The sequence below is a fragment of the Pseudomonas alcaligenes genome, from assembly GCF_041729615.1.
Classification (GTDB): Bacteria; Pseudomonadota; Gammaproteobacteria; order Pseudomonadales; family Pseudomonadaceae; genus Aquipseudomonas; species Aquipseudomonas alcaligenes_B.
Genome location: NZ_CP154874.1, coordinates 1,289,986 through 1,305,944 on the forward strand (window position 1 = coordinate 1,289,986; position 15,959 = coordinate 1,305,944).

Consider the following 15,959-nt stretch of genomic DNA (forward strand, 5'->3'; position numbering starts at 1 on the left):
ATCAGAGTTCCAGGAGTGAGCGGAATTTGCCGGGGTCGCGGGAGATGGCCACGAACAGAGCCTCCTGCCCCTGGCGAGAGTTGAAAGCCACGTCGGCGATCCGGCTGGGGTCGTCGACCAGGTAGAAGTTCTGGCTGTTCTGCAGAGTGGCGGACATACCGGCAGCCGGCTCGGCCAGGCGACCCCCCGACAGACCTAGCGCAGACATCGACGGCGCCGGAACACCAGCCAGGCCCCCGGTCGCGTGACGCGCCCAGCGCGACATGGCCCAGTCATCCAGGGCCGACATGCCGCGGGCGTTGAAGTCCTGCAGGAACGGAAGCGCACCGTCTTGGGCGACCACGGCCGCGCGGGTGATGAACTCCGTGTCGCTCACCCAGATCGGGATGCTGTCAGAGGTGCCAGTACCTGGACCACGCACCTGACCGCCGTCCGCAAAAAACATACTGGCCGCGCTGGCAATCAGCCCAAGCCACCCAGAACCGCCGCTGGAGCCGCCCGAGGAGGCCGCACTACCGGCTGCACTGGAGATTGCGCTGGAGGTTGCCTGACCTGTGCTGGCAGCCGTGATGGCGGCTGCCATGGCCTGGGCCCCTTGCAGGCTTGCGGCGCTGATCGCAGTTCCCATCGCCTGGGCGCCGCCTGCACTGGCGGCAGCAATGGCTGTGGCCTGAGCCCCATCGCCATTACCACCGCCGCCGAGCAAGCCAGCCAGGCCATCAGTTGCCTGAGCTGCCAGGCGTTGAGCGGCCAACTGCGCCATCGAGCTGGCGATGCTGTTGACGAAACTGGTAGCAGCCTCTTGCAGATCCATTGTGCCGGTTGCCAGACCTTCGAGCGCACCAGTCAGGCCAGTCTCGAATCCATTCTTCAGTGCATTGCCCAGCTCGTCGGCGGTGTAGCGGGTCTGCTCAAGCTGCGCCTGCAGGTCGCGAACGCGCTGGATCGCCGCCGGGTCTCCGGTGGCGGCGGCTAGCTGCTGCATCTGCGGCAACAGCTTTTCAACCTCGGCAGCGGTGGCGGCATGCAGGTCGACGATCTGCTGGCGGGCGCCGATCTCGCTGAGAAGGCCTGCCTGCTGCTGCGCCTGAATGCTGCTCTCCTGGCGGCCCTGCTCGGCGAAGATGCGGTCGACCTGGGCCTGCAGCTCGCCGAGCTGGGCCGATGCCTGCTCGACATTGATCAGGCTGTTCACCAGGTCAAGCCCGGCTTGGTCGCCACGCTCCTGCAGGCGCTGGATCAGCTCACCGTACTGCTGCTCGATCTGCAGGGCTGCAGCAGCAGCCTGCTGGCCCTGGCCTGACAGCAGCTGGGCCTGGATGGTCGCGAGCTGCTTGCCATCGGCGTCCGCCTGGCGCTTGCGCTCCTCCTGGTCGATCAGCGCCAGGGCGGCTGCGGCGCGCTCATGCAGGGCGCCCGTCAGGCCCTTCTCGGCCAGCTCGTACTGGCGCACCTCCTCGGCACTCTTGCCCAGGGTGGCCGCCTGGCGCTCCAGTTGAGAAACGTACTGCTCCTGGCGCTTCAGCTCCTGGTCAGTCTTCGCCTTCGGAGTGCGCACCTTCTTCTCGCGCTCGGCATAACGCGCCTCGATGGCGGCGATGTCCCTGGCGACCTGGTCTTCGCTGATCAGCGCGGAGTCCGGGTTGGCCGCGCGGATCTTCTCCACATTGGACCGGTACTCGGCGATCGCCTTTTCCTTCTGCTCGGCCTTTGTCAGCGACTGCTCGCGGATCTTCGCCAGCTCTTGCTGCGCGGCGATCGACTCCTCATTGATCTTGGCCACCTCGGCCGCCCAGGCGGCCTCCTGATCGCGCTGCTGGATCTGCAGGCGCAGCTTGTTCTCCTCGGCATCCAGTCCAGCAGCGACCTCGGGGTCGATGCTGTTGCCGAGACGATCGCCGCGTACGCCGAAGCGCGCCTCGTTGCGCCGGCGCAGTACTTCGGCGAGCTTGTCTTCCAGGGTCTCTTCGCGGCCCACATCGAGCATCGCGTCCCAGGCCTCGGCCGCGACGTTCTTGATGCCCTGCCAGGCGCTCTCGATCAGCCCCAGGTTGCCGGCGATCTCCTGGGCACGCTGTTGCATGGTGCCGGCCAGCGCATCCATCGCCATCTGCGCGGCGGCGGCCTGGTCGCCCTGAGCCTCCAGGGCGGCGATCTGCTCATACACCGCCGCAGTGAGGAAGTTGTACTGCTCGTTCAGCTCGGCGGCGGCCTGGGCAGGCTCGTCGGCCAGGCGCTTGAACTCGTCGACCGTCTCGCTCACAGCCCGGCCGATCGCGTTCTCCATCACCACAGCGGTGGTAGCGATCTGCTCGATCTGCTCGGCGGTGAACTTGCCGGCCTTGGTCACCTCGGCCAGCGCGGCGGCGGCCTGGCGCTGGGTGCCGGAGATGCCGTCGATCCGGGAGGCCATGTTGGTCAGCTGGTCGGCGCTGGTACCGGCAGAGTTGCCGGTCATGATGATGGCCTTGTTGAACTCGTAGCCCTCTCGAGCCCCCTGCTGGTATGCCAGCAGCAAGCCGGCCCCCGCCGCCACGGCTGCACCGATGGCCAGTGCCAGCGGGTTCATGACGCTGACCAGCGCCCGGCCGGCATTGCCGATGCCGCCGAAGCTGTCGCGGATCTGGCCACCTTGCTGGATGGCCACCATCCACACCGGCATGCCGCTGGCGATGCTGGTGGTGACGTCGGTGATCTGCATAGGCAGCTGGGCCATGGCCTGCTTGTACTGCCCAGCGGTGAGGCCGGCGACGCGCATGGTTTCGGTGCTGCCCGTCAGACGGTCGCGGCTCTCCTTGAGCTTGGCGTTGTAGAGGTCGAAGCCCTCGGCGTCGATCAGCCCCTGGCCGCGGACGGAGCGCAGGCGCTGCTCCATATCGTCCAGACGGTCCAGCTCGCGGATCACCGGATCGATCTGGCCCAGCAGCTCAGCCAGTTCGCGGGCCTGCTTTTCGGCCGCGCCGGCGCCCTTGTCCAGGCCGCCCGCGGCGCCCGCGGCGGCAGCGCCGAGCTGTTTAGCTGCAGCGGCCGCGGCCTGGCTCTCGCTGGCCAGCTGGTCGGCGGCTTGAGTGGTGTTCTGCAGCTGGCTGCTGGCCTGCTGGGAGGCTTCGCCAACATCGCGCACGGTCTGTTCGAGCGCCTGCAGGGCCTGCTGGCCCTGATCCAGGTCAGCCTTCAGGCGCAGTGCAAGTTCGAGATCGGAGCGATTGGCCATGGCGGGCAGGGATCATTGCTTGAGGGAGCCCTGATCCTCGCGCGCGCGCGGAGGTAGTTCTTTTTGGCTGGCGAAAAATCGCTAGAACAGGCCCGCCGGCTCAGCCTGGATATCCCAGCTGAAGATCAACACCTCACGCGCCTCGGAGCCCTTGCCGCCACCTACGGTGTAGGTGATGTCGGTGCTCTCGATTTGGTACCGACCGAACACCCGGCGGATATCGGGGTGGTCGTTCAGGCTGACGATGGCCTTGCCCTTGATCTGCCCCAACACCTCGGCCATCTCCTCGTACTGCTCGAAGCCGAACGGCACGCCGTAGCCCTCGGTTTGCCAGTATGGCGGGTCGCAGTAGAACAGTGTGTGCGGCCGGTCGTAGCGGCGGAAGCAGTCCTGCCAGGGCAGGTGCTCGATGTAGGTGTTACTCAGCCGTAGGTGCGCCGCCGACAGGCTCTCCTCGATGCGCAGCAGGTTCAGCCCAGGCGGCTGGGTGGTGGCGGTGCCGTAGCTCTGCCCATCTACTCGCCCGCCGAAGGCCGACTGCTGCAGGTAGTAGAACCTGGCCGCACGCTGGATATCGGTCAACGTCTCCGGCCGGGTCTCCTGTAGCCACTTGAAGACCTGGCGGCTGCTCAGCGCCCACTTGAACTGGCGGACGAACTCCTCTAGGTGGTGCTGGACGACCCGGTACAGGTTGACCAGGTCGCCGTTCACGTCGTTCAGCACCTCCACCTCGGCCGGTACCGGCCGGAGGAAGTACAGCGCAGCGCCGCCGGCGAACGGCTCGACGTAGCAGGAGTGACGGGGAAACAGCGGGAAGATGCGATCGGCGAGCCGTCGCTTGCCCCCTATCCAGGGGATGATGGGTTGGGCCTGCATGGTGCCTCCGTGCGTGCGCTCGATGGCGCGTCGGGGAGGCTCTCGGCCTTCAGGTGATTCAAGGTCCGGCAGCGCGGGCACTTGATCTGTAGAGCATCGAACCGGCCGACTCGGGCCAACAAGCGGTCACAGCCGCCGCAACGAATATCTTTCATCCTCGGCAACACCCTTACCAATTTGCTAGGCTCGCCGCGCTCACGCGTGAGCGGAGGGCCTAGGCTGGCTGGCACTGGTGTTGCCGGTTCGGCGCCCGGTCCTGGTGCTCCAACACCAGGGCCGGGAGCCCTCTTTCTTTCCTCGATCAGTGTCCCTGTTCGGAGCCCTGATCTTCACTCTGCAGCTGTTCGATGGCCTCGCGGCAGTCGCCGGCCACCTCGCGTTGCAGCGCGGCCTGCTCGGCATGGCCGGCCTGCTCGCTGTAGGGCAGGTTGTGCTCTGCGATATCGGCGGCGATCCCGAGTTGCGCAATGGCATGGTTCATGGTGCTTTCCTCTTCATGGCTTTAGCAGGGCCTTCAGGTGCTGCTCGGCATCCTTGCCACCGGCGAACGCCAGGTTGATATCAGTCATCCGCTCGGCCCGCTCGCGCCGCTGGCGGCGCAGTTCGGCCTCGTAGTACAGCAGGATCTGCCGCTGGGTCATTCGGCCGATGTCGACGGGCTTTCCGTATCCGGCGGTGACAAGGGTGGCGTAGACGTCCGACCAGCGCGCACCGCTGCTTCGGCCTTTTCGGCCACCACCCGGTTGAGCACGCTGCGCACATAGAAAGGGCCGTTTGCGCCCCACCACATCATCAGCAAGAGGTGGCCGTCGTACTGGTTGAGGCCAGCGACCCACTCCGGCTCGACATCGGCGGCGGTCGCCACCAGCTCCTGGATGAGCTGGTGATGCTGCCCCAGCATGACCAGGATCTGCTCGAGCGCCGGCACACCACCGCCGGATATCTGCGCGTACAGGTCATCGAGCAGCGGCTGCACCTTCGGGCGCAGTCCCAGGCCTTCGATGAAGCCGTACTCGCGCACCACCAGCTCGCGCCCGGCGATGGTCGCCGAGCGCTCGGGGTGAAGCACCTGCAGATCATCCGCACCAGGTGCTGCTGCCGAGGGTTTCACAACCTTTTCGGCCATGGTTAGGCGACCTTCTGGTCGATCCGGCCGAAGCCGCCCAGGTTGGCGTCGGCCGCGTTCACCACGTCGTACAGCACGCTGCCGGACAGCTGGAAGCTGCCATACTCGTCGTGGATCAGGCCGAGGTCGCTCACCGGGTCGAACTTGCAGCGGTACAGGGTGACGATCACCGGCTCGTTGGTCTCGGTGTTGATACCGTCGAGCAGGATGTAACGCTCCGGCGGCGCAGCAGTGAACATGGTGAAGCTCGTCCGAGCAGCGTAGGTGTACGCGGCCTTGAACGGCTGTACCAGGGCGCCGAGGTTGAGCAGCTTGATCAGGCCGGCGTTCGCCGACTCCAGGCTGTAGTTGGCCGGAGGCAGGGTGGCTGGGGTGCCGGCACTGTCGGTGATGGCCAGGGCCGAGACGAACGGGTGGTCCAGCTTCACTTGGTCACCAACGGCCAGCCCCGTCGGGAAAGTTTCACCGGTCACGCTGCCGCCGACCACAGGCAGCTCCGAGGCCCAGATCGCCAGGGCGATGTTCTGCGGCAACCACTCGTCGAAGGTCATGTTCAGGGTGGCGGTCTTGCCACGCTGCAGGCGGCCGTACTGCAGGCGGTTGCCACTGAAGGACTCGGTCTTGTTGGTGCTTTCGGTGGCCAGTTGCAGGTTCATGGCCGGCACGTTGCCAGCCCAGACCGGCTTGGACAGCTTGCCGTTGGAAAGACGCTCGCCCGCGAAAACTTTGCCCTGGAAGGAAAAGAGGCTCATCGGTCATTCCTCACTTTGCGGCCGGGGCCGAGATGATTTCGTTGGCGATCAGCCAGGCCTTGTCGGCCTCGTTGACCTCGATCTTGTCGTCCTTCTTGAAGGGCTTCCCGCCATGGGTGTGGTCCTTCAGGAGGGTTACTTTCTCCAACTTCTGCTGTTCGGCCTGGGCCTCGGTCTTACTCATGGGGTCACACCTATGAAGTGTTGGGTTTGGAAAACGTCGGCCCAGAGCAGCATGCTGTCGTTGAAATCCAGCACATCGCCCTGGAGCCACCAGCAGGGGCGGCCGCCGTTCACCGGCGGGGTCCATCCCATGATTGCGGCGCGAGCCTGACCGATCAGCGGGCTGATCTCCTCCATCGATTCAGCCCCGGTGAGGTCGCGGTAATTCTGTACGGCGATCACCACACCGAAGGTCGCCACGGCGCGTTGCCGGCCAGTTCGGGCGCCTTCGCTGTCGCCCCGCTCGTTGGCCAGCAGTACATAGGCACTGGATGGCCGAAACTCGGTGAAGCTCTTGATCCGGGAGTACTCCGCAGCGCCCTGGACCACCTGGAGGTCTGCCACCAGCTCCTGCAGGCGAGCGATCACAGTGCTGACCGGGAACGGCGCCGAACTCATCGAAAGCCCCTCAGTTGCTCGCGGCTGAACACGTTGTCGTCGGCCTCGAAGCGCACGTCGATGGCGCTCGGACTGGCCGTTACCGGGTCGTTGGCGCCCAGGGAGAACTGGCCCGCGGCGATCTGCTGCAGAAACTTCAGCGCATCGCGGTACGCACGCACGATCGGATCGCTGTCTTCCTTGCCGCCCCGGTCCTTATGAAGCAAGTACCGGGCGATATCGCGCACCCAGCCGGTCACCAGTTCGGGTACCGGGCTCAGCGGCAGGCTGTGGCCACGCTTGCCCAGGTAACCGTCGACCAGGCTTTCAGCCTGGGCAACGGCATCTTCGATTCGGCGCAGTGCATCATCCGCCTCCGCCTGCTGCTCGGCTGTCCAGGTGCTGCGGTCGCCACCGCGCAGGGTGGCCTCCATCAGCTCCCAGGCAACCGGGCGCAAGTGGCTCGCAGTGGCCACCTGGGATAGCTCGCGCGCCCCAGGACGTTCGGCCAGTGCAGCGGCGGTGATGTACTGCATGGGTTACTCCACCATGCCCGAGAACACGCCGCGCTCGACCTTGAGGTTCGGCTCGCTCTCCAGTATCTCGACCTGCTCCGGCGTCAGCGCCGACAAGGCAATGCCGAAGCCCTCGCGGGTGAAGCGATAGCCGAGCCGACGAAAACCCTGCTCGGGGATGGCCACGACCCACAGGCCTTCGACCTCGCCGTCGTCTTCGAGCTCAGCCTGGGCAGCCGCCAGCGGGTCTGCACCGGGCGACACGCCGTCCGGGTACGGCAAAGGCTCAGTCGGCGCCGGAGCCTCGGCACCGGCCGCAGGCTCAGCTGTATTTAGGAGGGCATCCTGCCCGGCAGTACCCCCGGCACCATCAACGGCCGGGGCGGCGCCCGAGGGCGCCTCGCTCGCGGTGGGTTGCTCGGTGGAGACGCCGGCCGCAGCCGCCGCTCCAGTGGTGTCGGTCGGCGCCTGAGCGTCGACGTGGGTAGTGCCCGCCGGCAGAGTCTCCTGCTGTTCGGCGGGGGCAGTGGGTGCCGGTGCGGCTCCCGTGCCTGCCTTCTGTTTTGCGCCGCGCTTAGCCATGGCTTACCTCCGATCAGGCCAGCCACGGGGTGACGAGCACGTCGACCACGTCGCGGTTGATGTTGGTGGCGCCGGCGGCGTTGCGTTCGGCCTTGACCACTTCCAGGGCCTTCTCACGCAGGCTCGGCGGCACGACCAGGAGCTTCGGCCGGATGCCCAGCGGGCGGCCATGGTCACCCTTGAGGCCCTGCATTGCGGCATAGGCCGCGCCGAAGTTGGTCGCGTCCAGGGTCTGCTTGCTGGCGTAGGCCAACTGCCAGAGGCCGTAGCCGGCGTTCAGGCGCGCATCCACGCCCCACACGTATTCCTTGCGATCGAACACGTTGTCGTCGGTCTCGGCCGTCTTGGCCACGAAGTTGTAGGGCTTGCGCTTCTGCAGGATCAGCGGACGGATCATCCGGGTAGTGTCCAGCAGGTACCACGCGGTGCCGGCGCCGCCCTGGAAGTTGCTCACCGAGGTTTCCTGGCCGTTGGCGCCGAGCACCGGGTGGTCGGTGTCGAAGAAGTACTGGCCGTCGTAGCACTTGCCGGTGAAACCGCCGGCCAGCAGGGCATAGACCAGCTCGGCCGGGTGTTCCTTGGCGTCCTGGCCCAGCTGGGCCATCAGCGGGGAGTACACACCGTACTGATCGTCCTCGATCGCCTCGCGGGGCACGCCCACGGTGTTTTCGAAGCTCTTGTTCTTGATCGAGTACTCGTGCAGGCCGAGGTTCTGCACCACGCGGTCACCGATCCACTCGCGGAATCGGGTCGTGGCGCCAAGCCAGCCGTAGGTCTCGATGGCGGTGCCGGACTTCACTTCCAGCACCAGCTGGTCGTAGTCGATCGGAGCGCTGGCAAAGGCATTGGCGAAGGCCGCCTTGAAGCCGGTGTGAAGGATGGCCAGGTTGGCTTTATTGATGATCATCTGAGTCTTGCTCCTTTAGATCTCGACCCAGACGCCATCGCTATCCACGTCGCGGATAACGCCAGCGGCCGATCGGGTGTTGGTGCCATTGGTCTTGGCCACGGTCTGGTCATCGACGATGTAGGCCGTGCCGCCGATGTCGGCGCGGGTGACTTCGTCGCCGGCCGAGCTGTTGGCGAAGGGGAAGCAGCCGCGGCTGGTCTCCACCCGCTTGTCACCAGCGGCGCCAGTGGAGTTGTCCACCTGTTCCTGGGCAACACCGCGCGCCTTGAGGGTGGTCGAGGTGCTGCCCGGAACGGCGTAGCCCGAGGCGTTGATGCACACCAGCGAGCCGGCGTAGATCTTGGTGGTGGCCGCGACCGGGTCACTGAAGACCTTGGCGTCGCGGCGTTTGGTGTTGCGATCCTTGGCGAGCGCGGTCATGGCTTAGGCCTCCTTCGCGGCTTTGAACTGTTCCGGGGTCAGGCCCATTTGCGAGCACACGGCCTGCTCTTCCTGGGTCAGGCCAGTCTTCTCGTCAGGCACCGGCCGCTGACCATTGGTCTGGCTGCCGAGCAGGGCCGCGATCGGCGCAGCCTTGTCCAGGTAGGCAGTCAGGGCGGCTCGGTCGGACTTGCCGAGGTCACGCGCCCAGGTCTCCATGGATGCGTGCAGGCGGCCGTCTTCGAGAGCGCCAGCGATCTCGGCGTCCAGGTCCTTCTGGTCACGCTCTCCGAGGCGAGCAGTGAGCGCGGCGATATCGCCCTTCAGGCCATCGACGACCGATACCGGAACGAATTTCGACGGATCGGGGGCGCCGGCGGTGGCCTTGGCCTTCAGGCCGGTGCAGGCGGCCAGCAGCGCTTCGCCGGTAGCCTTGTCATCCAGGCCCAGCAGCTTGCGCAGATCGGTGTTGTGGGCGGAGAGCGCGGCGACCGCCTGCTCTTCGGTGGTGGTGTCGGCCAGGCCGAGCGCGGCGCATACCGCAAGCAGCAGTGGGTTCACGGGTTTTTCCTCTGAGGGTTCATCGAACAAGCCGAACGACGCCGCAGCGCGCAGGCTGAGTTCCTGCATGCCGTCGATAGCCGGGGCATTGGTGAGCGCGCCCATCTGTACGTCCAGGACGTCGCCAGTGGTCGGGTTGTAAAGGAAGACGGGAGAGAAATACTGGTACTCGCCGGTGGCGATGTACTGAGCCGCGCGTGCAGTCAGCTGCACCTTGGCGAACAGACCTTCGCCCTCGCGCCACTCCAGGTCGATGTACCAGCCAGCAGCGGGAGCTGGCTGGCCGTTCTCTTCCTTGAGCAGGGTCTGGTGCTCGTAGTCGACCACGCGCTTGTTTTTGCGCGCATGGAAACGCTCGATGACCTTGGTGGCGACCGCCGCGTTGATATGCCAGCTCGGCACCTTGATCTCACGACCATCGGACGGCTTGAAGTGGCCGGCAGGGGTTACCTGCAGCCAGATGGTGTTGTCGGCATCAGCCTGGCCCAGCTCGAAGGAGCAGGCAGCGATGGCGACGGCGAGAGAGAGGGTCTTGGTCTTCATGCCGCCAGAGTGGGGCGGCAGGAGGGGGGAGTCTTTTTGGCTGGCGAAAAATCGCAGGCGGGGTGTTCGGTGGGGCCTTTTCTACAGAAGCACGCCGAGGGGGGCAATGGCAATGCCGCTAGGCGTGTTTATAAACGCTAAAAACGGGGGGTATCGCTCCAAGGACGAACATCCGCCGCGGGTAACCCTAGATAAGGGCCTTCTGCGGCCGTTTTCAGCGGGTGGGAAAAAGGTACCTCATGGCGACTCCGGCGATGGCGTAACCGTCCGAGTCGCTCACGCCCAGGAATGGACGAGCCGGTATACGGATCTGGTAGGCGCCGATGGTCACCCACTGGGCGAAGTTGCTCTTGTGCTTGTTGACGAAGAGGTTGCCCACCTCGCCATTCTTGCCCTGGCGGAAATAGGTCTGCTGGCTGCGCGCCGCGACATCGATTGTGCCGCCGAAGTGATGGATCGCCGCGTACTGGCGGTTGGTGCCGAACAGCAGCTCGTCGTTGCTCACCTGGTAGCGCAGGGTGTTCTTCAGGTAGCCGTCCAGTACCAGGATCTTGTCCTGGTTCTTGCGCTTGCGCCGCTGGTAGGCCGGCGACAAGGCCTGCCACGGTGTGCCGTCTGGCGAGGTTTGGCTGGCGAAGCGCTGGTCGTGGGCGATCAGCAGGTACTCGCCGATATCGCGCAGCAGCGGCTCGGGCCGGCCCATCGCCTGCGCGGCCTCGTTGATCACCGCCAGCGCGCCGGCGGCATCGAACTCCAGTGTGGCTCCGGCCATGTTCTGCTCCTATACTGAAATCACCTGATCGAGCGAGAGAGCCCCTGCCAGGGCCTCCGACCCTACGCTCGCGGGAAACCCGATGTGGCAGCGCCGGGTTTAGTTTTGCCTGCGATACAGCCGCACGCCCTGGCGCACCGTCTCCAGGTACTCATCCTTGTGCGGCGGGAAGGTGGTCACGCCCAGCCAGCCATCCGCACCCACCTCGAACACCGCCACGGCCGGCACCTGCGAGCCTTCAACCAGGAAGCGCGCAACGTAGCGGCGGCGCACCACCGCCTGGCCAAGAGCGCCGAGCCACTCCAAGCGCGTCCACACCTCGTCCGGGGCCTTCAGGGCATCCGCCAGCAGGCGCAGCCAGCAACCGCGGCCGTTCTTGTTGGCCTTCAACTGGCCAGTCTTGCGCTCCGTGAAAAGCTCTTTCCCTATCACCAAGCCTTCGCCCAGCACGTCGCGGAACACCGCAGGGCGCTCCAGGGTGGCGCCGAACTCGGCCAGGTAGCTGCTGGCGTAGGCCTCGTCGGTCAAGCCCTCCGGCAGCAGGCGCTCGACCGGGGTCACCCTGGGCGGCGGCAGCGGGTCGCCGGCCAGGCGATTGGGCAGGCCCGGCGCGGGTGCAGGGATCAGCTCCTCGTCAGGGCGCGGACGCGGTACCGCGCTCTCCAGCCTGGCCCGGCCTGGGGTGTACTCGAAGCCGGGGTCAATGCCCTGGGGTACGGTGACGGTGCGCGGCCCGGTGGCACTGCGCTGGCCGATGGTGCGTTGCTCCCAAACTATGGCCGGCGCCGTATCCGGTCCGGTCTTACCCATGCGCACCAGATCATTCATGCTCAGTGCGCGCACGCTGCACTGGCAGCCCCAGGCGTTGATCGGGAAGTGGTACTGCCACCAGGGATCGTCCCAGCGCAGGACCATGCCGTTCCAGGCCTCATGCTCGGGCCGCGGGTGCTCCACCGCATCGCTGTGGATGTACTGCCAGAACGGCCGCTGCTCGCGCACCGCCATCAGCTGCTCATAGCGGCCAGCCATGTAGCTGCTCTGCAGGTTGGTGTCGTAGATCACCCGCGAGCGCCAGTTGCGGCCGCCGTTGTAGCTCCAGCCATGCTTGGCCACGATGCGGTCGAAGTCCCGGCGGAAATCCTCTAGGGTGCGGCCCTCTTCGATCGAGCGCTGTACCGCCAGGCGGAAGTCGGCCACCAGCTCGTCGCGGTTGGCGCCCGCGACGACGAAGGCCCAGTCGTGCTCGCGGCCGTAAACGTCCGTCCAGCCATCGGTGGGCAGGTTCAGCTTGCGCCGCAGGAACTCGTTCTGCTCCTGGAACGGCAGCGACACGGCACTAACGGCCACCGGCGGCCTCCTGCAGGATCTCCAGCCGGCCCTGCAGCGCAGCGGCGGCCAGGGCCTGGGCCATGGCATCGGCGTACTGCTCCAGGCTCATGTCCGGCAGCAGCTGCTCGAGGCCGTCGCGGATCTGCTCTAGGGACTCGGCCCGCTGCACCAGGTCGCGGATCTGCTTGATCCAGGCCCCTGTCGCAGGCTGCAGCTGATCGTCGAGCTGCTCGGCGGCGGTCGCCGCGGGGCGCTGGGCGGTGGTCACCGCCTTGGCCGCCGGTGGAGCGGCGGGCGGCAGCGCTGCCGGCTCGGCGGCGAGCACCAGGACGTCCTCATCACCTTCGGGCTCGGGAATCGCCAGGCGCTCCTGGGCCCACTGCCGCGGTACCTTTACGCCCATCTTCACCAGGGGCGGCAGCGCTTCGGCGTAGTGCGCCAGATCCTCCGGCTCGCGGGTGATGAGCTGGAGTCGCGGGCAGCGACGCCAGTCGCTGACCAGGTTGTTGAGCAGGCCGATCGGGTAGACCAGCTGGCGGCTGATCGACAGGCTGATCTGCTTGGCGTCCGAGTTGCGTAGCTCCTGACGCACCTCGTTGTGAACGTTGCCCAGGGCGTTGGTGCTGCTCTTGCCGTCCGCCTGGCTAGTCAGCGTGCCGCCGAGGATGGCTTTGCTCTGGGTGCGCTCGCACCAGTCGATCATCAGCTGGAAGGCTGCCGGGTCGCCCTCGGCGGCGTTCAGGAAGTCCAGCTCCATGCCGATCGGGATGATGCCGGCCGCGTTGTGGCCCAGCGCGGCCAGGGCGCGCAGCAGGGTCAGCTTCTCCCTCTCGGTGGCACCCGAGGGGTATTTGCCCACCCGCATGGGGATGCCGTAGATCTCCAGGAACTCGGCCAGGTCGCCCACGCTGTAGTTCTTGAACAGGTACGGCCACACCAGCACGCGGAACAGCGCCGAGCGCTCCAGATAGCCGCTCTTGGCCTTGTGGGTATGCACGAGCCAGCCGAACGGCTGCAGCGGCTCGCCGCCGGCCGCGCCGCGCAGGCGGATTTCCTGCTGTTGGCCACGCACCAGCTGGAACCAGGACTGCGGCCGGTGGATGGCGGCCCGCGGCAACCAGCTACCATCGACCCGGTGCCAGCCATCGTACTCCAGGCAAGCAAAGCCCTTGCCGATGGCGTCGGTGACGTCGAACAGCAGATCATCGAAGTCGTCCAGGCCCTCCAGCAGGCTGGCCAGCGCAACAGCGGCATCCTTCTCGGCCTTGGTGGCGTTGGCCGGAGGCACCATCTGCCACTCCAGGCCCTGCACCGCGCGGCGGCGCTTTCCCATCTCGGCGTGGATGTGGCCGTCCTTCTCCTCCATGTCCTCGAACAGCTCGTACTGGCCGACGATATCGCCTTGCTCAGCGGCATCCAGAATCTGGGCAAGCCTGCTAGGCGTAAGGCCACGGGACGGGTGATTGCCGACCTCATGGTGCAGGCTGGTCAGGTGGGCGGTCTGCGGTTCGCGCAGCTCGCCGATGCGGATGGGCTGGCCATCGGGACCAAGGATGCGAGAAGTGGTCACCATGCTGAAGACTCCGGTAGTTCGATGTCGCTGTCGTTGCTGCCCACGTTGTCGAAGCCGCGGCTGTGGCGGGGCAAGGCGGTGAAGTCGATCAGGCCGCCCTCCATGAAGCTGGCGCGCACGGCCATGACCAGGGCAATGGCCGAGTCGCCGTGGCGCTTGGCCTTGGCGCTGGTGCTCTCCAGATCCTTGGTCCGGCCCTTGTCGATCACCGGCACGCCTTTCTCGACCTTGATCGAGAGCAGATCGTCCAGGGTGTTCTGGTGCCGCGGGATCTGCAGGTTGAACGCCTCGAACTCGCCCTTGAGCTTGGGCATCCACAGCGCGTACCAGGCCAGGTTGAGCTGCACCTGCTCGACGAGGCCAGCGCCATAGTGCAGCGCCGCCTGCTCGGCCAGGTAGCCGCCGTTGCCGGTGGCGTCGAACGCCAGGCCGGTGAGACGCGGCAGGCGATCGCAGATGAAGAACATGATGTCGCGCTGCGCCTCGTAGGTGAGGTTGCGCAGCTCTACCTGGAACGGCACGCGCTTGCGCAGCAGCGGATCGATCTGCAGTGGGGTGAACACGGTCAGGTCGCCACGGCGGGCAAAGTCCTCGCCGAAGGTGTGGCGGTTGCGGTCGCTCAGGCGGGCCAGCTCGGGCAGCAGGTTCTCTTCGCACCAGGTGCGAATCTCGGCCGTGCGCATCTCCGGCGTCCAGCTCTCGAAGCCCTCCGGGGCCTCGTAGCGGTAAATGCGGATGGAGTGGTCGGCCACCATCGCCTGCTCGATCAGCACACGGGTCAGGTAGGCACCGCCGCTCTTCTTCGGCACGCAGCCGTATTCCTCGTCGGCGCTCTCGATGTTCGGGGCGTTCTTGTACAGCCCGTCTCGCCACTTCTTCTCGGCCTCGGGCGACCACTCCTGGCCAGTGACATAGCAGATCCGCCTGTAGAGGCCCTGGGCGATCGCATCGTCCAGGGTAATGCGGTGGATGCTGTAATCCTTGCGGCCTTCGCGGGCGTCCTGGATGTAGGTGTTGAAGGGATTGTCGACGCCATTGTGGGTACTGATCAGGCGCACCTTGTTGCCCCACATGGTCAGCGCCAGGGCCGCCTTGAGCAGTTCCTCCAGGGACTCATGGAAGGCCGCCTCGTCGATCACTACGTCGCCCTGCAGGCCGCGCAGGTTGCTCGGCCGGCTGCTCAGCGCCTGGATCTTCCGCCCCGACTTGGGGAAGCGGATCATGTAGGTGAGGATTTCTTCCTTCTTGCCCGAGTCCCAGAAGGTCTGCTCGTAGACGTCAGCCTCGGCCAGCTCGTTGAAGGCCTTGGCGAACAGCGCGCAGGCGGCGATGTACTCCAGCGCCATCTCCTGCTTGCTGCCGACGTAGAAGGTGTTGCAGCCACCACGGCGGCGCGGCTTGGCGGCGTTGATCACGTTGCGCCCGGCCTCGGCCCAGGTCAGGCCGGTGCGGCGGGACTTCTCCGCGATCATGATCTGGCTCTCGTCCTCGAACCACTTCTGCTGGTACGGCAGGAACACCGCATCGCTGCCCGGCACGGCCTGGGCGATATCCTGCGGAACCTCCACGCCGTGCAGGGCCATCTCTTCCTGCAGATCGATCTTGCGGGCCGGGCTGGTGGCCTTGAGGCTCATATCAGGCTTTCCCCAGCAGGATGCCGCGAATGCGGTTTTCGAGCTGCTCGCTCATGCCGTCGCTGCCGCGCAGCTCTTCCAGGCGTTGCTCCTGCTCGGCCAGCAGGGCCTCGCGGGCTTCCTTCTCGATGGCGCGGCGTTCCTCGCGACTCACCTTGCGGGCAGCCAGCACATCCTTGGCGGCGCGGGCCAGTTTGCGCACGTCGTCAACGGTGGTCTCTTCATCCACCTGCGCGCCCAGAGCGGCATGTGTGGTCAGCGTGGTGATGGACTGCACCATCAGAGCGCCGGCCTTATCGTCCGGGTTCTCGCCCAGCTCTTCCACCAGCAGGCTGGCCATCGCCTGCTGCTCGCGCAGGCGCTTGGTCATCTCGTCGAAGCTGACCTTGTAGCGGCCGATCGCCGATCGGCTGGGCCGGTCCTCGCTGGGGAAGCGAGACTGCAGCTCCTCGATGAGCTCGTCCAGGGTGAGGCGGTTCTCGCGCAGGCTGCGCTCGATATACGAGCGCACCGCCGGGTCGAGCTTGTCGATGCTGGATTTGCGCCCCATGG

The 15,959-nt window shown here is 66.2% G+C and carries 19 protein-coding genes; all 19 read right to left on the reverse strand.

Going from position 1 to position 15,959, the window contains the following annotated elements; all coding sequences use genetic code 11:
- Nucleotide 1: 1 nt before the first annotated feature.
- A complete protein-coding gene (locus AAG092_RS06170) occupies nucleotides 2-3,214 on the reverse strand; it encodes a phage tail length tape measure family protein (protein WP_373388983.1) in 3,213 nt (1,070 codons plus the stop codon).
- An 81-nt stretch (nucleotides 3,215-3,295) separates the two neighbouring features.
- Nucleotides 3,296-4,090, reverse strand: a complete 795-nt coding sequence (locus AAG092_RS06175; protein WP_373388984.1) for a DNA adenine methylase — start codon at nucleotides 4,088-4,090, stop codon at nucleotides 3,296-3,298.
- On the reverse strand, nucleotides 4,060-4,245 hold the full coding sequence (locus AAG092_RS06180) for a Com family DNA-binding transcriptional regulator (RefSeq protein ID WP_373388985.1): 186 nt from the start codon (nucleotides 4,243-4,245) through the stop codon (nucleotides 4,060-4,062). The genes AAG092_RS06175 and AAG092_RS06180 overlap by 31 nt, the downstream gene beginning before the upstream one ends.
- 146 nt (nucleotides 4,246-4,391) lie before the next feature.
- Complete coding sequence (locus tag AAG092_RS06185) at nucleotides 4,392-4,571, reverse strand: hypothetical protein (RefSeq protein WP_373388986.1); 180 nt, start codon at nucleotides 4,569-4,571, stop codon at nucleotides 4,392-4,394.
- Nucleotides 4,572-4,584: 13 nt separating this feature from the next.
- On the reverse strand, nucleotides 4,585-4,731 hold the full coding sequence (locus tag AAG092_RS06190) for a hypothetical protein (RefSeq protein WP_373388987.1): 147 nt from the start codon (nucleotides 4,729-4,731) through the stop codon (nucleotides 4,585-4,587).
- Nucleotides 4,728-5,216, reverse strand: a complete 489-nt coding sequence (locus AAG092_RS06195; protein WP_373388988.1) for a DUF6631 family protein — start codon at nucleotides 5,214-5,216, stop codon at nucleotides 4,728-4,730. The genes AAG092_RS06190 and AAG092_RS06195 overlap by 4 nt, the downstream gene beginning before the upstream one ends.
- A 2-nt stretch (nucleotides 5,217-5,218) precedes the next feature.
- Nucleotides 5,219-5,968 carry a hypothetical protein gene (locus tag AAG092_RS06200; protein ID WP_373388989.1) on the reverse strand — a complete coding sequence of 250 codons (750 nt, stop codon included), beginning with the start codon at nucleotides 5,966-5,968 and terminating at the stop codon, nucleotides 5,219-5,221.
- A gap of 10 nt (nucleotides 5,969-5,978) precedes the next feature.
- Nucleotides 5,979-6,152 carry a hypothetical protein gene (locus tag AAG092_RS06205; protein ID WP_373388990.1) on the reverse strand — a complete coding sequence of 58 codons (174 nt, stop codon included), beginning with the start codon at nucleotides 6,150-6,152 and terminating at the stop codon, nucleotides 5,979-5,981.
- Nucleotides 6,149-6,589: a hypothetical protein gene (locus AAG092_RS06210; RefSeq protein WP_373388991.1), complete on the reverse strand. Its 441-nt coding sequence runs from the start codon at nucleotides 6,587-6,589 to the stop codon at nucleotides 6,149-6,151. Before AAG092_RS06210 ends, AAG092_RS06205 begins: the two co-directional genes overlap by 4 nt.
- Nucleotides 6,586-7,104 carry a gp436 family protein gene (locus AAG092_RS06215; RefSeq protein WP_373388992.1) on the reverse strand — a complete coding sequence of 173 codons (519 nt, stop codon included), beginning with the start codon at nucleotides 7,102-7,104 and terminating at the stop codon, nucleotides 6,586-6,588. The genes AAG092_RS06210 and AAG092_RS06215 overlap by 4 nt, the downstream gene beginning before the upstream one ends.
- Before the next feature lie 3 nt (nucleotides 7,105-7,107).
- On the reverse strand, nucleotides 7,108-7,665 hold the full coding sequence (locus AAG092_RS06220) for a hypothetical protein (RefSeq protein ID WP_373388993.1): 558 nt from the start codon (nucleotides 7,663-7,665) through the stop codon (nucleotides 7,108-7,110).
- Between the two features lie 13 nt (nucleotides 7,666-7,678).
- Nucleotides 7,679-8,572 (reverse strand): Mu-like prophage major head subunit gpT family protein, encoded by an 894-nt coding sequence (locus AAG092_RS06225; RefSeq protein WP_373388994.1) that lies wholly within the window; start codon nucleotides 8,570-8,572, stop codon nucleotides 7,679-7,681.
- Nucleotides 8,573-8,587: 15 nt separating this feature from the next.
- Nucleotides 8,588-8,995: a hypothetical protein gene (locus AAG092_RS06230; RefSeq protein WP_373388995.1), complete on the reverse strand. Its 408-nt coding sequence runs from the start codon at nucleotides 8,993-8,995 to the stop codon at nucleotides 8,588-8,590.
- 3 nt (nucleotides 8,996-8,998) lie between these two features.
- On the reverse strand, nucleotides 8,999-10,099 hold the full coding sequence (locus AAG092_RS06235; protein WP_373388996.1) for a phage protease: 1,101 nt from the start codon (nucleotides 10,097-10,099) through the stop codon (nucleotides 8,999-9,001).
- A 214-nt stretch (nucleotides 10,100-10,313) separates the two neighbouring features.
- Complete coding sequence (locus tag AAG092_RS06240) at nucleotides 10,314-10,871, reverse strand: phage virion morphogenesis protein (RefSeq protein WP_373388997.1); 558 nt, start codon at nucleotides 10,869-10,871, stop codon at nucleotides 10,314-10,316.
- Nucleotides 10,872-10,970: 99 nt separating this feature from the next.
- Complete coding sequence (locus AAG092_RS06245; protein WP_373388998.1) at nucleotides 10,971-12,218, reverse strand: PBECR2 nuclease fold domain-containing protein; 1,248 nt, start codon at nucleotides 12,216-12,218, stop codon at nucleotides 10,971-10,973.
- Nucleotides 12,208-13,773 carry a DUF935 domain-containing protein gene (locus AAG092_RS06250; RefSeq protein ID WP_373388999.1) on the reverse strand — a complete coding sequence of 522 codons (1,566 nt, stop codon included), beginning with the start codon at nucleotides 13,771-13,773 and terminating at the stop codon, nucleotides 12,208-12,210. Before AAG092_RS06250 ends, AAG092_RS06245 begins: the two co-directional genes overlap by 11 nt.
- Nucleotides 13,767-15,407 carry a hypothetical protein gene (locus tag AAG092_RS06255; RefSeq protein WP_373389000.1) on the reverse strand — a complete coding sequence of 547 codons (1,641 nt, stop codon included), beginning with the start codon at nucleotides 15,405-15,407 and terminating at the stop codon, nucleotides 13,767-13,769. The genes AAG092_RS06250 and AAG092_RS06255 overlap by 7 nt, the downstream gene beginning before the upstream one ends.
- A gap of 1 nt (nucleotide 15,408) precedes the next feature.
- Nucleotides 15,409-15,957: a phage protein Gp27 family protein gene (locus AAG092_RS06260; RefSeq protein ID WP_373389001.1), complete on the reverse strand. Its 549-nt coding sequence runs from the start codon at nucleotides 15,955-15,957 to the stop codon at nucleotides 15,409-15,411.
- Nucleotides 15,958-15,959 lie beyond the last annotated feature (2 nt).